Source organism: Acidovorax sp. GW821-FHT11A03, assembly GCF_058809075.1.
This window is the reverse complement of the sequence record NZ_JBXASG010000005.1, coordinates 40,373-57,891: the sequence shown is the minus strand read 5'-3', so window position 1 is coordinate 57,891 and position 17,519 is coordinate 40,373. Positions and strand designations below refer to the sequence as shown.

The following is a 17,519-nucleotide window of genomic DNA, read 5'->3' as shown; positions in this document are numbered from 1 at the left end:
CTGCCGCGCCGACTGCCGCAGAGTCCTGCCGCAGCGCGCCCTGACCCCCTTCTGGAACCCCCCTGTGTCCTACGCCTCAGAAACCCGGCGCCGCCGCACCTTTGCCATCATTTCCCACCCCGACGCCGGTAAGACGACGCTGACGGAAAAGCTGCTGCTGTTCTCGGGCGCGATCCAGATCGCCGGTGCCGTCAAGGGCCGCAAGGCCAGCCGCCATGCCACCTCGGACTGGATGGAGATCGAAAAGCAGCGCGGCATCTCGGTGGCCTCGTCGGTGATGCAGATGCTGTACCGCGAACACGTGATCAACCTGCTCGACACGCCCGGCCACAAGGACTTCTCGGAAGACACCTACCGCGTGCTCACCGCCGTCGATTCGGCGCTGATGGTGATCGACGCGGCCAACGGCGTGGAAGCGCAGACACGCCGCCTGATCGAGGTTTGCCGCCAGCGCGACACGCCCATCATCACCTTCGTGAACAAGATGGACCGCGAGGTGCGCGACCCGCTGGACATCATGGACGAGGTCGAGCGCGAACTGGGCATGCCCTGCTGCCCCATGACCTGGCCCGTGGGCCAGGGCAAGGCCTTCGGCGGCATCATCAACCTGCGCACCCAGACGATGACGGTGTTCGAGTCCGGCAGCGAGCGCCGCCCGCAGGACTTCGAGGCCATCCCGCTGTCCGACGAGGCCACGCTGCGTGCGCGCTTCGGCGCCGAGTTCGATGCGGCGCTGGAGAGCATGGAACTGGCCGTGGGCGCATCGCCCGCCTGGGACCACGAGGCCTTCCTGGCCGGCAAGCTCACGCCCGTGTTCTTCGGCTCGGGGGTGAACAACTTCGGGGTGATGGAAGTGCTCGACGCCCTGGTGGACATGGCCCCGCCGCCCGGCCCGCGCGTGAGCACGCTCGAGGTCAACAAGCAGCCCGTGGTCAAGACCATCCAGCCCGAGGACGAGGGCTTCGCCGGCGTGGTCTTCAAGGTGCAGGCCAACATGGACGCCAACCACCGCGACCGCATCGCCTTCGTGCGCGTGGCCTCGGGCAAGTACATGCCGGGCATGAAGCTCAAGGTGCAGCGCACCGCCAAGGAACTGCGCCCCACCAGCGTGGTGACCTTCATGAGCCAGCGCCGCGAGGCGGTGGAAGAAGCCTACGCGGGCGACATCATCGGCTTCACCACCCACGGCGGCGTGCAGCTCGGGGACACCATCACCGACGGCGCCAATCTGCAGTTCACCGGCCTGCCGTTCTTCGCGCCCGAGATGTTCATGACCGTGGTGCTCAAGAACCCGCTGCGCACCAAGCAGCTGCAGCAGGGCCTGGCCCAGCTGGGCGAGGAAGGCGCGATCCAGGTCTTCAAGCCCGACGCCGGCGGCAACATGCTGCTGGGCGCCGTGGGCCAGCTGCAGTTCGAGGTGGTGCAGCACCGCCTGAAGGCCGAGTACGACGCCGACGTGCGCCTGGAAGGCTGCCAGTACACGGGCGCCCGCTGGATCACGGCCGACAACGCGGCCGACCTGCGCGCCTTCACGGACGCCTACCCGCTGCGCCTGGCGCACGACGCGGCCGATACGCTGGCCTACCTGTGCACCAGCCCCTATGACGTGCGCCTGGCGCAGGAGCGGTTTCCCAAGATCCACTTCCACCCGCTGCGCGAGCATGCGGGCCTGGCCCTGCAGAAGGCGGGCTGAGCGGCGTTGCGGGGCGGCCTCAGGGCCGGTACTCCCACCCATGGGGATTGGTGTCCTTCTGCAAGCACAGCGCCAGCCCCAGCGCCGTGACCGACCCGCTGAAGCACACGAAGGTGGCCTGGTGGGTGCCCCACTCGCGCTGGCAGTGGTGCAGGAAGCTGGCCTTCAGGCGGCCCTGGCGGTGCTCTTCGGCCAGGGCCAGCACGGACGGGTTCCTGGCTTCGGCCTTGAACTCCACGACGAGGTCGCGCCACTCCGGGACCAGGCCATCGAGCTTGCCGGCCGCGCGCTGGCAGACGGCCGCTGAATCGACGGGCGCCCGCGCCATGGCGGGAGCGGCAGCGCAGCACCCCGCCCACATGAAGAAGAAGATCAAGGCCCCAGGCTGCACGACAACTATCTCCCGGACAATGGCGCTCTCTTGCGCAAGAGCCGCAGCATAACGACATACCGCATGCAAGCCCTGAACCTTTGGCCCCCGGAGGCCCGCCGCGACCTGGTAGGCGTTTTCACCGACATCGACGACACCCTGACCACCGAGGGCGCCATCACGCCCGACGCGCTGCAGGCGCTGGCCGACCTGAAGGCGGCGGGCCTCGTGGTCATCCCCATCACCGGCCGGCCGATCGGCTGGTGCGAGCCCTTCATGACCGCAGGCGCGGGCGCGGCCTGGCCCGTGGATGCGATGGTGGCGGAGAACGGTGCCGTGGCGTTTGCGCGGGGCCCAGGCTCCGGGCAGCCGCTGGCCAAGCGCTACCAGCAGGACGCCGCCACGCGCAGCGCCAACCAGGCGCGCATGCGCGAGATCGCGGCCCTGGTGGCGGCCGAAGTGCCCGGCGTGGACTTGAGCAGCGACAGCGCGGGGCGCGAGACGGACATCGCGTTCGACTACGCCGAGTTCGCCCGGCATACGCCCGACACCGTGCAGCGGGTGCTGGCCGTGCTGCAGCGCGTGGGCATGCAGACCACGGTGAGCAGCATCCACATCCACGGCTGCTTCGGTGATTTCAACAAGTGGCAGGGCGCGAACTGGATCGTGCGCGCGCTGTGGGGCCGGGACCTGGCGCAGGAGCTGGACCGCTGGGTGTTCGTGGGCGATTCGGGCAACGACCAGGCGATGTTCGAGCACTTCACCCACAGCGTGGGCGTGGCCAACATCGCGCGCTTTGTGCCGCAGCTGCGGCACCTGCCGCGCTATGTGACAAAGGGCGAACGCGGCGCGGGGTTTGCCGAGGTGGCGCGGGCCATCCTGTCGGGCCACGGGCGCGGCCAGGCGCCGAGCGCCCAGCGAGCCACCCCTGGGCTTGAATGAAAACGCCGCCTGGCGCTTGATAGGCAAGCGCCAATAGCTACATATTTTATAGCAAATTAACCACCCGACCCCACGCGGGTGCGCGGGCAGGCGGCGCGCCAGGACACGTACCGAAGGCCGCGCCGCAAGGCGCCCGGGCGCCGTGCCGCGTCGGCATGCGCTGCTGCACGGCCCGGCGGCTCCGTGGCAACTTTGGCAGGCTTGGCAAGCGTCGCAGGCCTATTCGGCGGGCTGGGGCGGCTTGCCCGCCCCGCGCGGTTTGCGCGCGCGGGTTGCCGCTGCCTTGGCGGGCGCGGCCGCAGGGGCCGCCGCCTTGGACGATGGCGCGGCCGGGGCCCCGGCCTCGGCCGGCGCTGCGGCGCCCGCTGCGCCGGCCTTGCGCCCGCCGCTGCTCTTGCGCGGGGTGGATGCGGGGCGGCGGCTGCGGGGCGCGGGTGCCGGCGCAGGAGCATCGGGCAGCGCATCGCTCGCGGTCCCTTCCGCCGCCGGCGCCGCCACGGGCGCCTGCACGTGCACGTGCACGGGTTCCTCGTCCGCGAGGTCCTCGCCCCGCGCCGTCTCGTGGCCGGATTGCGCCTGGGCCGTCACGGGCGCCGGCAGCTGCTGGCGAAAGTAGCTGCCCGCCGGGCGCTCCGGCAGCGCATCGTCGCGCGCGCCGGAAGCCGGCGGCTCGGCACGGGTTTCTGCCGACACGTCCTGGCGCGCATCCGGCGGCACCGCCCCGGCGCGCGCAGCGGCATCGCCCCGGCGCCCGCGCGAACGACCGCCACGCCCACCGCCCTCGCTGCCGCCAGCGGATGCCTCCGGCACCGACGCGACCGCATGGAAATCATGGCGAAAGTACCCCGCCCCGCCCTGCCGCTCGGCGGGCGCGTCGGCTCGGCCCACGGGCTCGGCCCCCGTGGCCGCGGGACCGTGGCCACGGAACACATACGCGCCCGATTTCTCGTCGCGCCCGAACTCCAGCAGCCCCCGCGCCTGCGCTTCTTCGAGCAGGTTGCCAAAGGTGCGAAAGCCGTAGTAGCCCTCGCTGAAATCGGGCTTGCGGCGCTTGATGGCTTCCTTGAGCACCGAGGCCCAGATCTTGCCGCTGTCGCCACGCTCGGAGGTCAGGGCCTCGAAGGTCTCCACCGCCAGCTCGACGCCCTGGGCGCGGCGCACCTCCTGGCTTTCCTTGCGATGGCGCTCTTCCTCGGGGGACCGGCGCGGTGCGGGTGCCGCGCCGGGGGGCTGGCGCCGGGCCAGCGCGCGCTGCTTCTCGCGCACGAGGTCGTCGTAGAAGATGAATTCGTCGCAGTTGGCGATCAGCAGGTCGGACGTGGACTGCTTCACGCCCACGCCGATGACCTGCTTGTTGTTCTCGCGCAGCTTGGACACCAGCGGCGAAAAATCCGAGTCGCCGCTGATGATGACGAAGGTGTTGACGTGCGACTTGGTGTAGCACAGGTCCAGCGCGTCCACCACCAGGCGGATGTCGGCCGAGTTCTTGCCCGACTGGCGCACATGGGGGATCTCGATCAGCTCGAAATTCGCCTCGTGCATGGTCGCCTTGAAGCCCTTGTAGCGCTCCCAGTCGCAATAGGCCTTCTTGACCACGATGGAGCCCTTGAGGAGCAGGCGCTCCAGCACGGGCTTGATGTCGAACTTTTCGTACTGCGCATCGCGCACGCCCAGGGCGACGTTTTCAAAGTCGCAAAACAGGGCCATGCTGATGCTGTCGGAGGGGGATGCCATAAATGCTCGCGGTGTTCCGTTCAATGTTGGGACGGATCATCACACGGAACGCCCCGGGCCCTTCATGAGAACCCGCCGCGCCATGGTGCATGAGCGTGGTCAACGGGCATTGTCCGCTGCGAACGGCTCGCCAGCGAACGTCGCAACTGGCGCGCCCCAGGCTCGTGCCCCCGCGCAAGGGCCGCCAAGCCGCTTGCGGCGCTTCACTTCCGTGCGCTGGGGGCGTCCCCCTCCCGCCAGCGCAGCGCAGCGAGAGAGGGGGAAGCGGCGCAGCCGCTCAGGGGGAGCTCACTTCAACTCGGCTTTGCCAGGCCCAGCTTTTCGACCAGCGCCTTCTCGCGCGTGAAGGTGTCCTGCGCGAATTTCTTGTACGCCGCCGTGCTCATGTACATGGGCACCATGTCGTAGCGGGCCAGGGCCGTGCGGTAGCTTTCCTGCTCCATGGCCTGCTTGAACGCGTCGTGCAGGCGCTTGACCACCGCATCGGGCGTGCCCTTGGGCGCGCCGATGCCAAAGGGCGAGTTCTGCACCAGGTTCAGCCCCAGCTCCTTGAGCGTGGGCGCATCGGGGAACTTGGCCAGGCGCTCGGCGCCCCAGGTGTTGAGCACGCGCAGCTTGCCGGCCTCGACCTGCGGCGCAAAGCCGGTGGAGTCGGCCGCCGCCATGATCTGCCCGCCCAGGATGGACTGCATGAGGTCGGCGCTGCCCTTGTAGGGCACGTGCAGCAGCTCGATGCCCAGCTGCTGCGCGATGAGCTCCATGGTCAGGTGCGGGCTGGTCATGGTGCCGGTGGAGCCGTAGCTGAGCTTGCCGGGGTTGGCCTTGGCCCAGGCGACGAAGTGCGTCCAGGTCTTGAGCGGCGAGTCGGCGGGTACCACCAGGCCGAACGCATAGCCCGTGACGTTCAGCACGTAGCTGATGTCCTTGACCGGGTCCCAGTTGATCTTGGTGGTGTAGGGCAGGCGGAACACCCCGAGCGGGATCTGCGCCACCGTGTAGCCATCGGCAGCGGCCGATTGCAGCGCCTGCGCGGGCAGCGTGCCGCCGGCGCCCGGCTTGTTCTCCACGATCACGGGCTGGCCCAGGATCTTGCTGGCGTTGTCGGCCAGGGAGCGCATGGTGATGTCGGTGGGGCCGCCCGCCGGGAAGGCGATCACGAGCTTGATGGGCTTGTTGGGAAAGCTCTGGGCCTGAGCCAGGAATGCGGGGGCGGCGAGGCTGGCGGCTCCCCATTGGATGATCTGGCGGCGTTGCATGGAGGGCTCCTGAAAAGGCAAAACGAAGACCCCTTCATTGGACTGCAGCCACGGCGGCCGGGGCATGCGGAAACCCCCTAGCCGCTGTCGCCAACGCGGCACCCCTGGGCCGCGTTTCGCGCCTCGGTGCCACCGCCAGGGGCCGCCGCCGCCGCTCGCCCGCGCCGCGCCGGTGGGGCAAGCATGGGCCGGAATGGGCTGCCCGCCAACCCCGGGGTTCAAGCCTTGTAGGTGGACAGCAGGATGCTGGTCTCGGTGTTGGCGATGCCGGGCGTGAGGCGGATGCGGCCCAGCGCCGCGTCGAACGCCTCCAGGCTCTCGGCGCGCACCTCGGCCACGATGTCCCAGCGGCCGTTGGTGGTGTGCAGCGTGCCCACCATGGGCTCGCCGCGCAGCGCGCGGATCACCTCGGGCGCGGCGTTGCCCTCCACCGCGATGCTCATCCACGCGCGGATGCGCTGCGGTTCGGAATCCGGCCGCAGGCGCACGGTGTAGCCCACGATCACGCCGCCCTCCTCCATCTTGTGCAGCCGGTTCTGCACCGTGCCGCGCGATACGCGCAGCTTCTGCGCGAGGGTGGCCACGGGGGTGCGCGCGTCGGCGCGCAGGATGCTGAGGATTTCCCGGTCGGTGTCGTCCAGCCTGTTCATAGTGGGCCCCATTGCTATCAGAGTGGCAGATTTTGCAGCATTTTGACCAGTTCTAAGGCTATTGGTTGGCGTGGGCTGCCAGCAAAATTCTCCCACCCCCTCCCTTGCACCCATCCACCGCCATGCCCACACCTGCTTCCGTCCAGGCCCCTCGCGCCGTCGTGATGGTGCGCCCGCACCACTTTCACCCCAACCCGGAAACCGCGCACGACAACGCCTTCCAAACCCGGCCGTGGAACGCCACCGCGGCAGAGACGGCGCTCCAAGCCCATGCCGAAGTCACGCAGGCCGCCGCGCGGCTCGAAGCCGCGGGCGTGCGCGTGCACCTGTTCGAGGACCGGGGCGAGCGCCACGCGCCGGACGCCGTGTTTCCCAACAACTGGTTCTCCACCCACGCGGGCGGGCACGTGGCCGTGTACCCGATGTACGCCGCGAGCCGCCGGCGCGAGCGCCGCAGCGACGTGCTGGACCTGCTCAAGGCCGAGTACCGCGTGCAGGACGTGATCGACTACTCGGGCCTCGAGGCCGACGGCATGTTCCTCGAAGGCACGGGCGCCATGGTGCTCGACCACATCTCCCGGGTCGCCTACACCGCGCAGTCGAACCGCGCCGACCCCGTGGCCCTGGAGCGCTTTTGCACCCACTTCAACTACGAGCCCATGGTGTTCGCCACCGCCGACGCGCGGGGCCAGCCCTGCTACCACACCAACGTGATGCTCTGCGTGGGCACCGATTTCGCGCTGGGCGGGTTCCACATGATCACCGACCCGGCGCGGCGCGAGGCCGTGCGCGAGCGCCTGCGCGAAACCGGGCGCGAGGTGATCGAACTGAGCGCGGCCCAGATCGCCGACTTCGCAGGCAACGCGCTGGAACTCACGGGCGCCCAGGGCCGCGTGCTGGCCCTGTCGTCGCGCGCGGCGGCCAGCCTGGCGCCCGCGCAAAAGGCCGTGATCGAGCGCAGCGCCCGCCTGCTGCCGCTGGCCGTGCCCACCATCGAACTGGCCGGAGGCTCGGTGCGCTGCATGCTGGCGGGCATCCATCTGGCGCGGCGCCATGCCCCCGCACCCACGGGAATTCACATCGAAATGGCCACCAGCGCCGGATGAACAAGCGCGGCGCGCTATATATTCAATAGCAAACTCAATCCCGGGAAGGCGGCGGCAACGCCTGCGTGTGCAGCCGCGCATCGCACCCCACGCCCGAGGCGATCCAGCGCCGCGCCAGCGCCGACAGCGCGCGCACGGCCCAGGGGTGGTCCAGGCCGGTCACGCCGCCGGGGTCGGCCACCATGCCGCACCAGTAGCGCTGGTCGGCATCGCTCCAGCGCAGGGCCGTGCACGGCCCCGTGCGGCGCCGCGACACCAGCATGCCCAGCGGGCAGGGCTCCGCCAGGCAGCACAGCCCGCAGCCATTGCAGGGCGCGCCTTCCGGGGGCTTGGGCGGTGCCTGGGTGTGCAGCCACACCACGGCGTGCGGACCAGGGGATTGTGCGGGCATGGAGAAAGCGGATCGAATGGACCGCGCGCAGCGGCCTCGGGCCGCTGCGCTCAGGCCTGCATTGTGGCGCCATGCACGCATGGGCGCGTGGCGCGCCCGCAGGCCGGCCGCAGGGGCATGCACGCAAAAAAGCCCCGCGCGGCCGGGGCCACGGGGGCTGAACCGGTCGAGAGGACCGGGAGAGGGAGACAAGCAAGGGGGAGCGAGCTGCCCCGGAATCAGCAAGGCCGCATCAGCATCCCAGCGGGCGGTTCGGGCGCATGGGGACGATGCCCGAGACCCGCAGCGTGGCGCTGGAGCCGTCGGTGGCGGTGAGCGTCTTGCCGATGAAGCGCACCTGGTTGCTCTCGCGCACCACGGCCGTGTCGGTGGGCTCGCCGCTCGCGTATTCCTTGCCGTCGAAGGTCAGGAACACCTGGTGCAGGCCGGTGGCGTCGGGGCGGTAGCGGATGTCGCCAAAGGCCGTGGCCGACGACCCCACCTTGTTGGCACCGTCGAAGCGGAAGGCGCACAGCTCGGGCACGGAACCGACAGGGTTTTCCTTGTCCACGTCCGTGAGGTTCAGCGTGCCGTTGCCATACACGCCGTTGAGGCTGTCCAGGGTGGCGCTGCTCACGGTGAGCACGCCGGGCTCATTGCTGGGCGTCGGATCGTCGTCATTGCCGCCGCCGCAGGCGACCAGCAGAACGGAGGTGGCTGCAAGGGCAGCGCAGGTCTTGAGCAGTGATTTCATGGTGATGGGTCCGTAGGAGTTGGTGGAGATGTGCGGGGCCGCTGCGCCTGGCGCCAACCCCTGCACTGAATCCTAGAAACCTCACCCCGCGCCGCGCGTGCGCCATGTTCCGCGCCGTGCGTAGGACATGGGCCGACAGTGGCGTGCGCCACCGCCGGGCCCTCCGGTCACCGCGCCAGCACCGCCGCCAGCGCCTTGCCGGTGTGCGTGCCCAGCCGCACCACCTCTTCCGGCACGGTGGCCGCCACGATGCGGCCGCCCTCCCTGCCCCCTTCCGGGCCGAGGTCGATGATCCAGTCGGCCTCGGCGATCACGTCGAGGTCGTGTTCGATCACCACCACGCTGTGGCCGCCGTCGACCAGGCGGTGCAGCACGCGGATGAGCTTGTCCACGTCGGCCATGTGCAGGCCCACCGTGGGTTCGTCCAGCACGTAGAGCGTGTGCGGCACCTTCTGGCCCCGGCGGCCCACCTCGTCGCGCACCTTCGTCAGCTCGGTCACGAGCTTGATGCGCTGCGCCTCGCCGCCCGAGAGCGTGGGCGAGGGCTGGCCCAGCGTGAGGTAGCCCAGGCCCACGTCCTTCAGGAGCTGCAGCGGGTGCGCGATGGAGGGCATGCTGGCGAAGAACTCCACCGCCTCGTCCACCTCCATCTGCAGCACGTCGCCGATGCTCTTGCCGCGCCAGGTCACGGCCAGCGTCTCGGGGTTGAAGCGCGCGCCGTGGCAGGTCTCGCAGGGCACCTTCACGTCGGGCAGGAAACTCATCTCGATGGTGCGCACGCCCGCGCCCTCGCAGCTCGCGCAGCGGCCCTCGCCGGTGTTGAAGGAAAAGCGCCCGGCCGCGTAGCCGCGCGCCTTGGCCTCCAGCGTTTCGGCGAACAGCTTGCGGATGGTGTCCCAGAAGCCGATGTAGGTGGCCGGGCAGCTGCGCGGCGTCTTGCCGATGGGGGTCTGGTCCACTTCGAGCACGCGGTCGATGCTCTCGAAGCCCGACAGGCCCGTGCAGCCCACCAGCGGCGGCGCCTTGCCCGCGTCCATCGCGTCGCGCCCGGCCTTGGTGGCGCGCTGCTGCACCCAGGCCTGGACGTTGGCCAGCAGCACGTCGCGCGCCAGCGTGGACTTGCCCGAGCCGCTCACGCCCGTGACGGCCACCAGGCGGTGCAGCGGCACGGTGGCCGTCACGTCCTGCAGGTTGTGCAGGTGCGCACCGTGCACGGTAAGCCAGCGGATCGCGGCGCGCGCCTTGGCATCGGCCAGCGCATCGGCCGTGAGCGCCGCCGCCGCCGCGGCCCGCTTCTTGACCGCGGCGCTCTGCCGGCCTTTGGGCGCGTCGGCGGGTTCGCCCAGCGCGAGGGCCTCGGCGCTCAGCTCGCTCGGCAGCATGCTGCGGCGCAGCTGCAGCGGGTGTTTCATGGCGTGCAGCAGGTAGCGGCCGGTCTGGGATTCGGGCGCGCCGGTGATGTCGTCCACGCTGCCCTGCGCCACCAGCCGCCCGCCGCGCTTGCCCGCGCTCGGGCCGATGTCGATGATGTGGTCCGCGCGGCGGATGGTGTCCTCGTCATGCTCCACCACCACCAGCGTGTTGCCCTTGTCGCCCAGCTTGTGCAGGGCGTTGAGCAGGATCTGGTTGTCGCGCGCATGCAGGCCGATGGTGGGCTCGTCGAGCACGTAGCACACGCCCTGCAGGTTGCTGCCCAGCTGCGCGGCCAGGCGGATGCGCTGCGCCTCGCCGCCGCTGAGCGTGGGCGCCCCCCGGTCGAGCGTGAGGTAGGACAGGCCCACTTCCTCCAGGAATTCGAGCCGGCTCTGGATCTCGGGCACGAGGTCGCGGGCGATGTCGGCCTCGCGCCGGCTCATGCCGCCTTCGATCTGCAGGGTCTCGATCCAGCGGCGCACGTCCGTCACCGACAGCGCGGCGATGTCGGTGATGCCGATGCCCGCGAACCGCACCGCGCGCGCCGTGGCGTTCAGGCGCGTGCCCTGGCAGCTGGGGCAGGCGGTGTCGGCCAGGTCTTCCACCTCGGGCTCGGCGAAGGTCTGCTCGCGGCCCTTTTCCTTGTCGTCCTGCACCGAGTCGTCGAACACCTTGCGCTGGTCGCGGGTGAGCTTGACGCCCGTGCCCACGCAATCGGGGCACCAGCCGTGCTTGCTGTTGTAGCTGAACAGGCGCGGGTCCAGCTCGGCATAGCTGGTGGCGCACACGGGGCAGGCGCGCTTGGTGGAAAAGGCCTGCAGCTGGCCGATGCCCGCCGTGGGCTGGCCGCTTTCCATGGCGGCGCGCAGGTCGCCGATGCTGCTGAGCACGTGCACCACGCCCTTGCCGTGCGTGAGGGCCTCGGCCAGCGAGGCGCGCAGCAGCGCCTCGTTCCCTGCGGACACCTCGACGCTGGCCACGGGCAGTTCGATGGTGTGCTCCTTGAAGCGGTCGATGCGCGGGAAATGGGTGGTGGGCAGGAAATTGCCGTCCACCCGCAAATGCGTGTAGCCGCGCGGCCGCGCCCAGTCCGCCAGTTCGGTGTACACACCCTTGCGGTTCATCACCAGCGGCGCGAGCAGCCCGATGTGCTGGCCCCGGAACTGCGTGAGCAGCTGGGCGGCGATGCTCTCGGGCGTCTGCGGCTGCACGGCCGCGCCGTCCTTCACGCAGTGCTGGGTGCCGAGCTTGACGTACAGCAGGCGCAGGAAGTGCCACACCTCGGTGGTGGTGCCCACGGTGGACTTGCGCCCGCCGCGCGACAGGCGCTGCTCGATGGCCACGGTGGGCGGTATGCCGTACACCGCATCCACCTCGGGCCGGCCGGCCGGCTGCACGATGGACCGCGCATAGGCGTTGAGCGATTCGAGGTAGCGCCGCTGCCCCTCGTTGAACAGGATGTCGAACGCGAGCGTGGACTTGCCCGAGCCGCTCACGCCCGTGACCACGTTGAATTGGCCGCGCGGGATGTTCACGCTCAGGTTCTTGAGGTTGTGCTCCTTGGCGTTGACGATTTCAATGGCGTTTTTGGCCGCTGGCGCTTTATCCATGAGCGCAGAGCGCTCCTGTTTTCGTAGCGCCGCGGCTTTTTCGTGCACCGAGTGGCCGCCGATGCCCAGCGTGAGTTCGTAGTCGCGCAGCGCCAGGCCCGTGTGCGAGGTGGCGTGCTGGCGCACGTCCTCGGGCGTGCCCTCGGCCACGACGAGGCCGCCCGCGTCGCCGCCCTCGGGGCCCAGGTCGACGAGCCAGTCGCTCGCGCGGATCACGTCCAGGTTGTGCTCGATGACGATGAGCGAGTGCCCCGCGTCGATGAGCTTGCGCAGCGCGCGCATGAGCTTGGCGATGTCGTCGAAGTGCAGGCCCGTGGTGGGCTCGTCGAACAGGAACAAGGTGCCCTTGCGCGCTATCGTCTGGCGCGACTTGCTTTGCACGCGGGCCGCTTCCGCCAGAAAGCCCGCCAGCTTCAGGCGCTGCGCCTCGCCGCCGCTGAGCGTGGGCACGGGCTGCCCCAGCGCCACGTATTCGAGCCCCACGTCCACGATGGGCTGCAGCGCGCGGATCACGTCGCGGTCGGCGGCGAACAGCGCGGCGGCCTCGGCCACCGTGAGGGCCAGCACGTCGGCCACGTTCAGGGCCCTGCCGCCCCGCTCGATGGTGATCTCCAGGATCTCGGGCCGGTAGCGCTTGCCGTCGCAATCGGGGCAGCGCAGGTACACGTCCGACAAAAACTGCATCTCCACATGCTCGAAGCCCGAGCCGCCGCAGGTCGGGCAGCGCCCGTCGCCGCTGTTGAAGCTGAACTTGCTGGCGGTGTAGCTGCGCTGCCTGGACAGCGGCGCCACGGCGTACAGCTCGCGGATGCTGTCCCAGGCGCCCACGTAGCTCACGGGGTTGGAGCGGGCCGTCTTGCCGATGGGCGACTGGTCCACGAACACCACGTCCGAGAGGTGGTCCGCGCCCAGCATGCGGTCGTGCGCGCCCGGCGAGTCGGTGGCCTTGCCGAAGTGGCGCAGCAGCGCGGGGGCCAGCACGTCCTGGATCAGGCTCGACTTGCCCGATCCGCTCACGCCGGTGACGGTGACCAGGCGCTGCAGCGGGAATTCGACCGACACGTTCTGCAGGTTGTGCTCGCGCGCCCCTTCGAGGATGAGGCGCGGCGTGGACTCGGTCACCATGCGCTTGAAGCCGAAGCCCACGTGCTTGCGCCCGCCCAGGTAGGCGCCGGTGAGCGTGTCGGCATGGCGCAGGTCGGCCGTTGTGCCGTCGAACACGATCTGCCCGCCCAGGCGGCCGGGGCCGGGGCCCATGTCGATCATGCGGTCGGCCGCGAGCATCACGGCCGGGTCGTGCTCGACCACCACCAGGGTGTTGCCCGCGTCGCGCAGGCGCAGCATGGCCTCGGTGATGCGGTGCATGTCGCGCGGGTGCAGGCCGATGCTGGGCTCGTCCAGCACGAACAGCGTGTTGACCAGGCTGGTGCCCAATGCGGTCGTCAGGTTGATGCGCTGCACCTCGCCGCCGCTGAGCGTGCGGCTCTGCCGGTCCAGCGTGAGGTAGCCGATGCCCACGTCGCACAGGTACTTCAGGCGCGTGGTGATTTCTTCATGCAGGAGTTTCAGCGCCTGCGCATCGCCACCGGCCGCGGCGTCGCCCACGGGCAGCTCCATGCGGTCGAAGAAGCGGCGCAGCCGGTCGATGGGCAGCAGCATCAGGTCGTGCAGGCACAGGCCGGGCAGGGCTTCGAGCTGCTCGCGCGACCACAACACGCCCTCGGGCATGAAGCGGCGGGCAGGATCGACCGCGGCGTCCGCATCCTCCTTGCTGCCCACGCGCCAGAGCAGGCTCTCGGTCTTGAGGCGCGCGCCCGCGCAGGTGGGGCACGGCGTGTAGCTGCGGTACTTGGACAGCAGCACGCGGATGTGCATCTTGTAGGCCTTGCTCTCCAGATACTCGAAGAAGCGCTTGATGCCGTACCACTGCTTGCTCCACTGCCCGTCCTTGTAGCCCGGCGTGCCGCCGGTGACCCATTTCTTCTGGTCGTCGGTGAGCTTGTACCAGGGAGTGTCGCGCGGGATGCCGGCCGCCTCGGCATGGCGCATGAGGTCGTCCTGCGCTTCCTTCCAGGCGGGGGTCTGGATGGTCTTGATCGCCCCCGCGCGCAGCGTGAGCCTGTCGTTGGGGATCACGAGGCCGTAGTCCACGCCGATCACGCGGCCGAAGCCCCGGCAGCTCTCGCAGGCGCCCACGGCGGAGTTGAACGAGAACATCGAGGGAATGGGGTCGCTGTAGCGCAGGTCGCTGTCGGGGCAGTGCAGGCCGGTCGAGAAGCGCCACAGCTCGGGCTCGCCCTCGTCCACGAGGCGGTACACGTTCAGGCGCCCCGTGCCGCGCTTGAGCGCGACCTCGATGGCCTCGACCACGCGCGCCTTCTCGGCATGGCCCAGGCGGAACCGGTCAGCCACCACATCGAGCACCTTGCGCGGGCCCGTGGGCGTGGCCACCTCGCGCTCGGCCTGCACCTTGGTGAAGCCGCTGGCGGACAGCCACTGCTCGACCTGCTCGGCCGACGTGCCGCCCGGCAGCTCCACGGGGAATGTCAGCACGATGCGGGGGTCGCCGGCCTCGGCGCCGCGGCGCTGCAGCTCGGCGTAGATGGTCTCGGGCGAGTCGTGGCGCACCGGCTGGGCGGTCTGCTTGTCGAACAGCTGTCCGGCGCGCGCGAACAGGAGCTTCAGGTGGTCGTTGAGCTCCGTCATCGTGCCCACGGTGGAGCGGCTGGAGCGCACGGGGTTGGTCTGGTCGATGGCGATGGCGGGCGGCACGCCCTCGACCTTGTCCACCGCCGGCTTGTCCATGCGGTCGAGGAACTGGCGCGCGTAGGCGCTGAAGGTCTCCACGTAGCGGCGCTGGCCCTCGGCGTACAGCGTGTCGAACACCAGGCTGGACTTGCCCGAGCCGCTGGGGCCGGTGACCACGGTGAGTTCCCCCGTGCGGATGTCCAGATCCAGGTTCTTGAGGTTGTGCTGGCGTGCGCCGCGGATACGGATCAGTCCCTGGGTCATGGAGGCAGTCTTTTTCGAGGGTGAGGCGGGACATTCTAGGCACCGCCACGGACCCCGTCCGGCCATGCCGCAATAGCCCCTGATCGCACATCTGCTGACAAGTCCTGTCACACCTTCGGGTTATGCCGATTCGCAAACCGAGGACATTTGTCTAGAGTGGCCGGACAATTCAAAGGAGACGACCATGCACACATGGACACTATGGGGAGCCGCGACCGCCCTGGCCGCCGCGCTGTGCGGCACCGGCCATGCCCAGATCCTGATCGGCCAGACCGCGGGCTTCTCCGGGCAGGTGGCGGCGGGCGTGAAGGAGACCACCGATGGCGCCCTGCTGCACATCGAGGCCGTCAATGCCAAGGGCGGTGTCCACGGCCAGAAGATCGAGCTGACCTCGCTGGACGACAAGTTCGACCCCAAGCTGGCCGCCGCGAACGCGCGCAAGCTGATCGAGGAGAACAACGTGTCCGCGCTGTTCCTCACGCGCGGCACGCCCCACACCGAAGCCATCATCCCCCTGCTGGAGAAGCATGGCGTGGCGCTGGTGGGCCCGTCCACGGGCGCGATGGTGCTGCACCAGCCGGTGCGCAAATACATCTTCAACGTGCGCGCCACCTACCAGCGCGAGGCGGAAAAGGCCATGACCCACCTAGCCTCCATGGGCATTTCGCGCATCGCCGTGGTGTACGCGGACGACAGCTTTGGCGCCGACGGCGTGGCCGGCGCCCAGAAGGGCCTGGCGGCCGCCAAGCTCACGCCCGTGGTGCTGGAAAAGTTCGACCGCGCCAAGCCCGATTTCGCGCCCATCGCCGCCAAGGTGGCCAAGGCCGATACCCAGGCCGTGCTGATGATCGCCTCGGGGTCGGCCGTGGTGGACGCGGGCAACGCGCTGCGCGGCGCGGGCTCGGCCGCGCAGATCGTGACGCTGTCCAACAACGCCTCGGGCGGCTTCATCAAGAGCCTGGGGAACAACGCGCGCGGCGTGATCGTGACGCAGGTGTATCCCAATGAGCGCGCGGTGACCTATGCCATGGTGAAGGAGGCCCAGGAACTCGCGCGGGCCAAGGGCCTCACCGAGATCACGCCCGCCATGCTGGAGGGTTTTGCCGCGGCCAAGGTGCTGGTGGAAGGGCTCAGGCGCGCCGGCCCCAAGCCCAGCCGCGAAAAGATCCATGCGGCGCTCGAGAGCATCCGGAAACTGGACCTGGGCGGCCTGGAGGTCTCCTATGGCCCGGACGACCACACGGGCCTGGACTTCGCGGACTTGTCCATCATCGGCACCGACGGCAAGTTCCGCCGCTGAGGTGTTGCGAAATACCCGCAAACCCAGGAAGAAATTGTTGACAAATCAGTGAAAACACCCCCTGGCCGCTACGCACTTCTACGGATGCCCTGCGGTGCCCAGTCCCTAAACTCGGGCACCTCAATGAAGAGAGGAGCACCATGACAGTCCCTGGCACCCTTGCGAAATGCGCCGCCGCGCTGCTCACCCTGGCGTTCGGCGCGGCCCAGGTCCACGCGCAGATCCTCATCGGCCAGACGGTGGGCATCACCGGCTCCGCCGCCGCCACGGTGGCCGAATCCATGCGGGGTGCCGCCCTCTACCTCGACCACGTCAACAGCAAGGGCGGCGTGGGCGGCCAGAAGGTGGAGGTCGTGTCGATGGACGACAAGTTCGACCCCAAGCTGACGCTGGAGAACACCCGCGCCCTCATCGAGGAAAAAGGCGTGATCGGGCTGTTCATGACGCGCGGCACGCCCCACACCCAGGGGATCATTCCGCTGCTGGAACAGCATGCCGTGCCGCTGGTGGGCCCCTCCACGGGCGCCATCGCGCTGCACCAGCCGGTGAACAAGTACATCTTCAACGTGCGCGCCCCCTACCAGCGCGAAGTGGAAAAGGCCATCACCCACCTCAACACCCTGGGCATCAAGCGCATCGGCGTGGTGCATGTGGACGACACCTTTGGCGCCGACGGCCTGGCGGGCGCGCAGTCCGGGTTCAAGGCCAACCAGCTGGAAGCCCTCTTCGTCGAGAAGTTCGACCGCGCCAAGCCCGACTACAGCACCATCGCCCCGCGCGTGGCACAGAAGGAGCCCCAGGCCATCATCTTCATCGGCACGGGCGCGGCCGTGGTGGACGGCATCAAGGCGCTGCGCGCCGCCGGCGCGACCGGGCAGATCGTGACGCTGTCCAACAATGCCTCGGGCGGCTTCGTCAAGGCGCTGGGCGAGCAGGCCCGGGGCGTGGTGGTCACGCAGGTGTTCCCGTCGGAGCGGTCCTTGAACTACGCGGTGATCAAGGAGGCCATGGACCTGGTGCGCGCCAGGAACCTGGGCGAGCTGACCCCCGCCATGGTGGAAGGCTTCGTGAGCGCCAAGGTGCTCGTGGAAGGACTGAAGCGCGCGGGCGCCAAGCCGGACCGCGCCAGGCTGCAGGCCGGGCTGGAGAGCATCCGGAAATGGGACCTGGGCGGGCTGGAACTGAGCTACAGCGCCACGGACCACAGCGGGCTGGATTTCTCCGACCTGTCCATCATCGGAAGCGACGGCCGCTTCAAGCGCTGAGCGAGGCCCCCGCAAAAGAAAAAGCCCGAAGCCAGTGGCTTCGG

General features: G+C 69.5%; 12 protein-coding genes. 5 read left to right on the top strand and 7 right to left on the bottom strand.

Going from position 1 to position 17,519, the window contains the following annotated elements; genetic code table 11:
• Positions 1–64 precede the first annotated feature (64 nt).
• Entirely contained in the window at positions 65–1,693 is a 1,629-nt protein-coding gene (locus tag AC1RVY_RS13505) for a peptide chain release factor 3 (protein WP_218296249.1), read from the top strand.
• Between the two features lie 19 nt (positions 1,694–1,712).
• Here the strand turns inward: AC1RVY_RS13505 and AC1RVY_RS13500 are convergent, their stop codons facing one another.
• Entirely contained in the window at positions 1,713–2,084 is a 372-nt protein-coding gene (locus AC1RVY_RS13500) for a hypothetical protein (RefSeq protein ID WP_492806838.1), read from the bottom strand.
• A gap of 63 nt (positions 2,085–2,147) precedes the next feature.
• On the opposite strand from AC1RVY_RS13500, the gene AC1RVY_RS13495 reads away from it, so the two are divergent.
• The gene (locus tag AC1RVY_RS13495; protein ID WP_492244668.1) at positions 2,148–3,005 is read left to right on the top strand and encodes an HAD family hydrolase; all 858 of its coding nucleotides are present in this window, start codon (positions 2,148–2,150) and stop codon (positions 3,003–3,005) included.
• 219 nt (positions 3,006–3,224) lie between these two features.
• On the opposite strand, the gene AC1RVY_RS13490 is transcribed toward AC1RVY_RS13495, so the two are convergent.
• The 3 genes from AC1RVY_RS13490 to AC1RVY_RS13480 all read right to left on the bottom strand — a co-directional run bounded on the left by AC1RVY_RS13490 (position 3,225) and on the right by AC1RVY_RS13480 (position 6,645).
• Positions 3,225–4,739 (bottom strand): NYN domain-containing protein, encoded by a 1,515-nt coding sequence (locus AC1RVY_RS13490; RefSeq protein WP_492806837.1) that lies wholly within the window; start codon positions 4,737–4,739, stop codon positions 3,225–3,227.
• A 293-nt stretch (positions 4,740–5,032) separates the two neighbouring features.
• Positions 5,033–5,995, bottom strand: coding sequence for a Bug family tripartite tricarboxylate transporter substrate binding protein (locus tag AC1RVY_RS13485; protein WP_218296253.1), 963 nt, complete (start codon positions 5,993–5,995; stop codon positions 5,033–5,035).
• 218 nt (positions 5,996–6,213) lie between these two features.
• Entirely contained in the window at positions 6,214–6,645 is a 432-nt protein-coding gene (locus AC1RVY_RS13480; protein WP_218296254.1) for an Lrp/AsnC family transcriptional regulator, read from the bottom strand.
• Between the two features lie 122 nt (positions 6,646–6,767).
• Between AC1RVY_RS13480 and ctlX the strand changes: the two genes are divergently transcribed.
• Positions 6,768–7,751, top strand: coding sequence for a citrulline utilization hydrolase CtlX (gene ctlX / locus AC1RVY_RS13475; RefSeq protein ID WP_492806836.1), 984 nt, complete (start codon positions 6,768–6,770; stop codon positions 7,749–7,751).
• A gap of 34 nt (positions 7,752–7,785) precedes the next feature.
• On the opposite strand, the gene AC1RVY_RS13470 is transcribed toward ctlX, so the two are convergent.
• From AC1RVY_RS13470 to uvrA, 3 genes are all read right to left on the bottom strand, one after another.
• Complete coding sequence (locus AC1RVY_RS13470; RefSeq protein WP_218339872.1) at positions 7,786–8,142, bottom strand: hypothetical protein; 357 nt, start codon at positions 8,140–8,142, stop codon at positions 7,786–7,788.
• A gap of 232 nt (positions 8,143–8,374) precedes the next feature.
• Positions 8,375–8,875, bottom strand: a complete 501-nt coding sequence (locus AC1RVY_RS13465; RefSeq protein WP_492806835.1) for a hypothetical protein — start codon at positions 8,873–8,875, stop codon at positions 8,375–8,377.
• A 167-nt stretch (positions 8,876–9,042) separates the two neighbouring features.
• On the bottom strand, positions 9,043–14,910 hold the full coding sequence (gene uvrA / locus AC1RVY_RS13460) for an excinuclease ABC subunit UvrA (RefSeq protein WP_492806834.1): 5,868 nt from the start codon (positions 14,908–14,910) through the stop codon (positions 9,043–9,045).
• A gap of 184 nt (positions 14,911–15,094) precedes the next feature.
• Between uvrA and AC1RVY_RS13455 the strand changes: the two genes are divergently transcribed.
• Both AC1RVY_RS13455 and AC1RVY_RS13450 read left to right on the top strand, forming a co-directional pair.
• On the top strand, positions 15,095–16,210 hold the full coding sequence (locus AC1RVY_RS13455) for an ABC transporter substrate-binding protein (RefSeq protein WP_492806833.1): 1,116 nt from the start codon (positions 15,095–15,097) through the stop codon (positions 16,208–16,210).
• A 140-nt stretch (positions 16,211–16,350) separates the two neighbouring features.
• A complete protein-coding gene (locus AC1RVY_RS13450; RefSeq protein WP_492806832.1) occupies positions 16,351–17,475 on the top strand; it encodes an ABC transporter substrate-binding protein in 1,125 nt (374 codons plus the stop codon).
• Positions 17,476–17,519 lie beyond the last annotated feature (44 nt).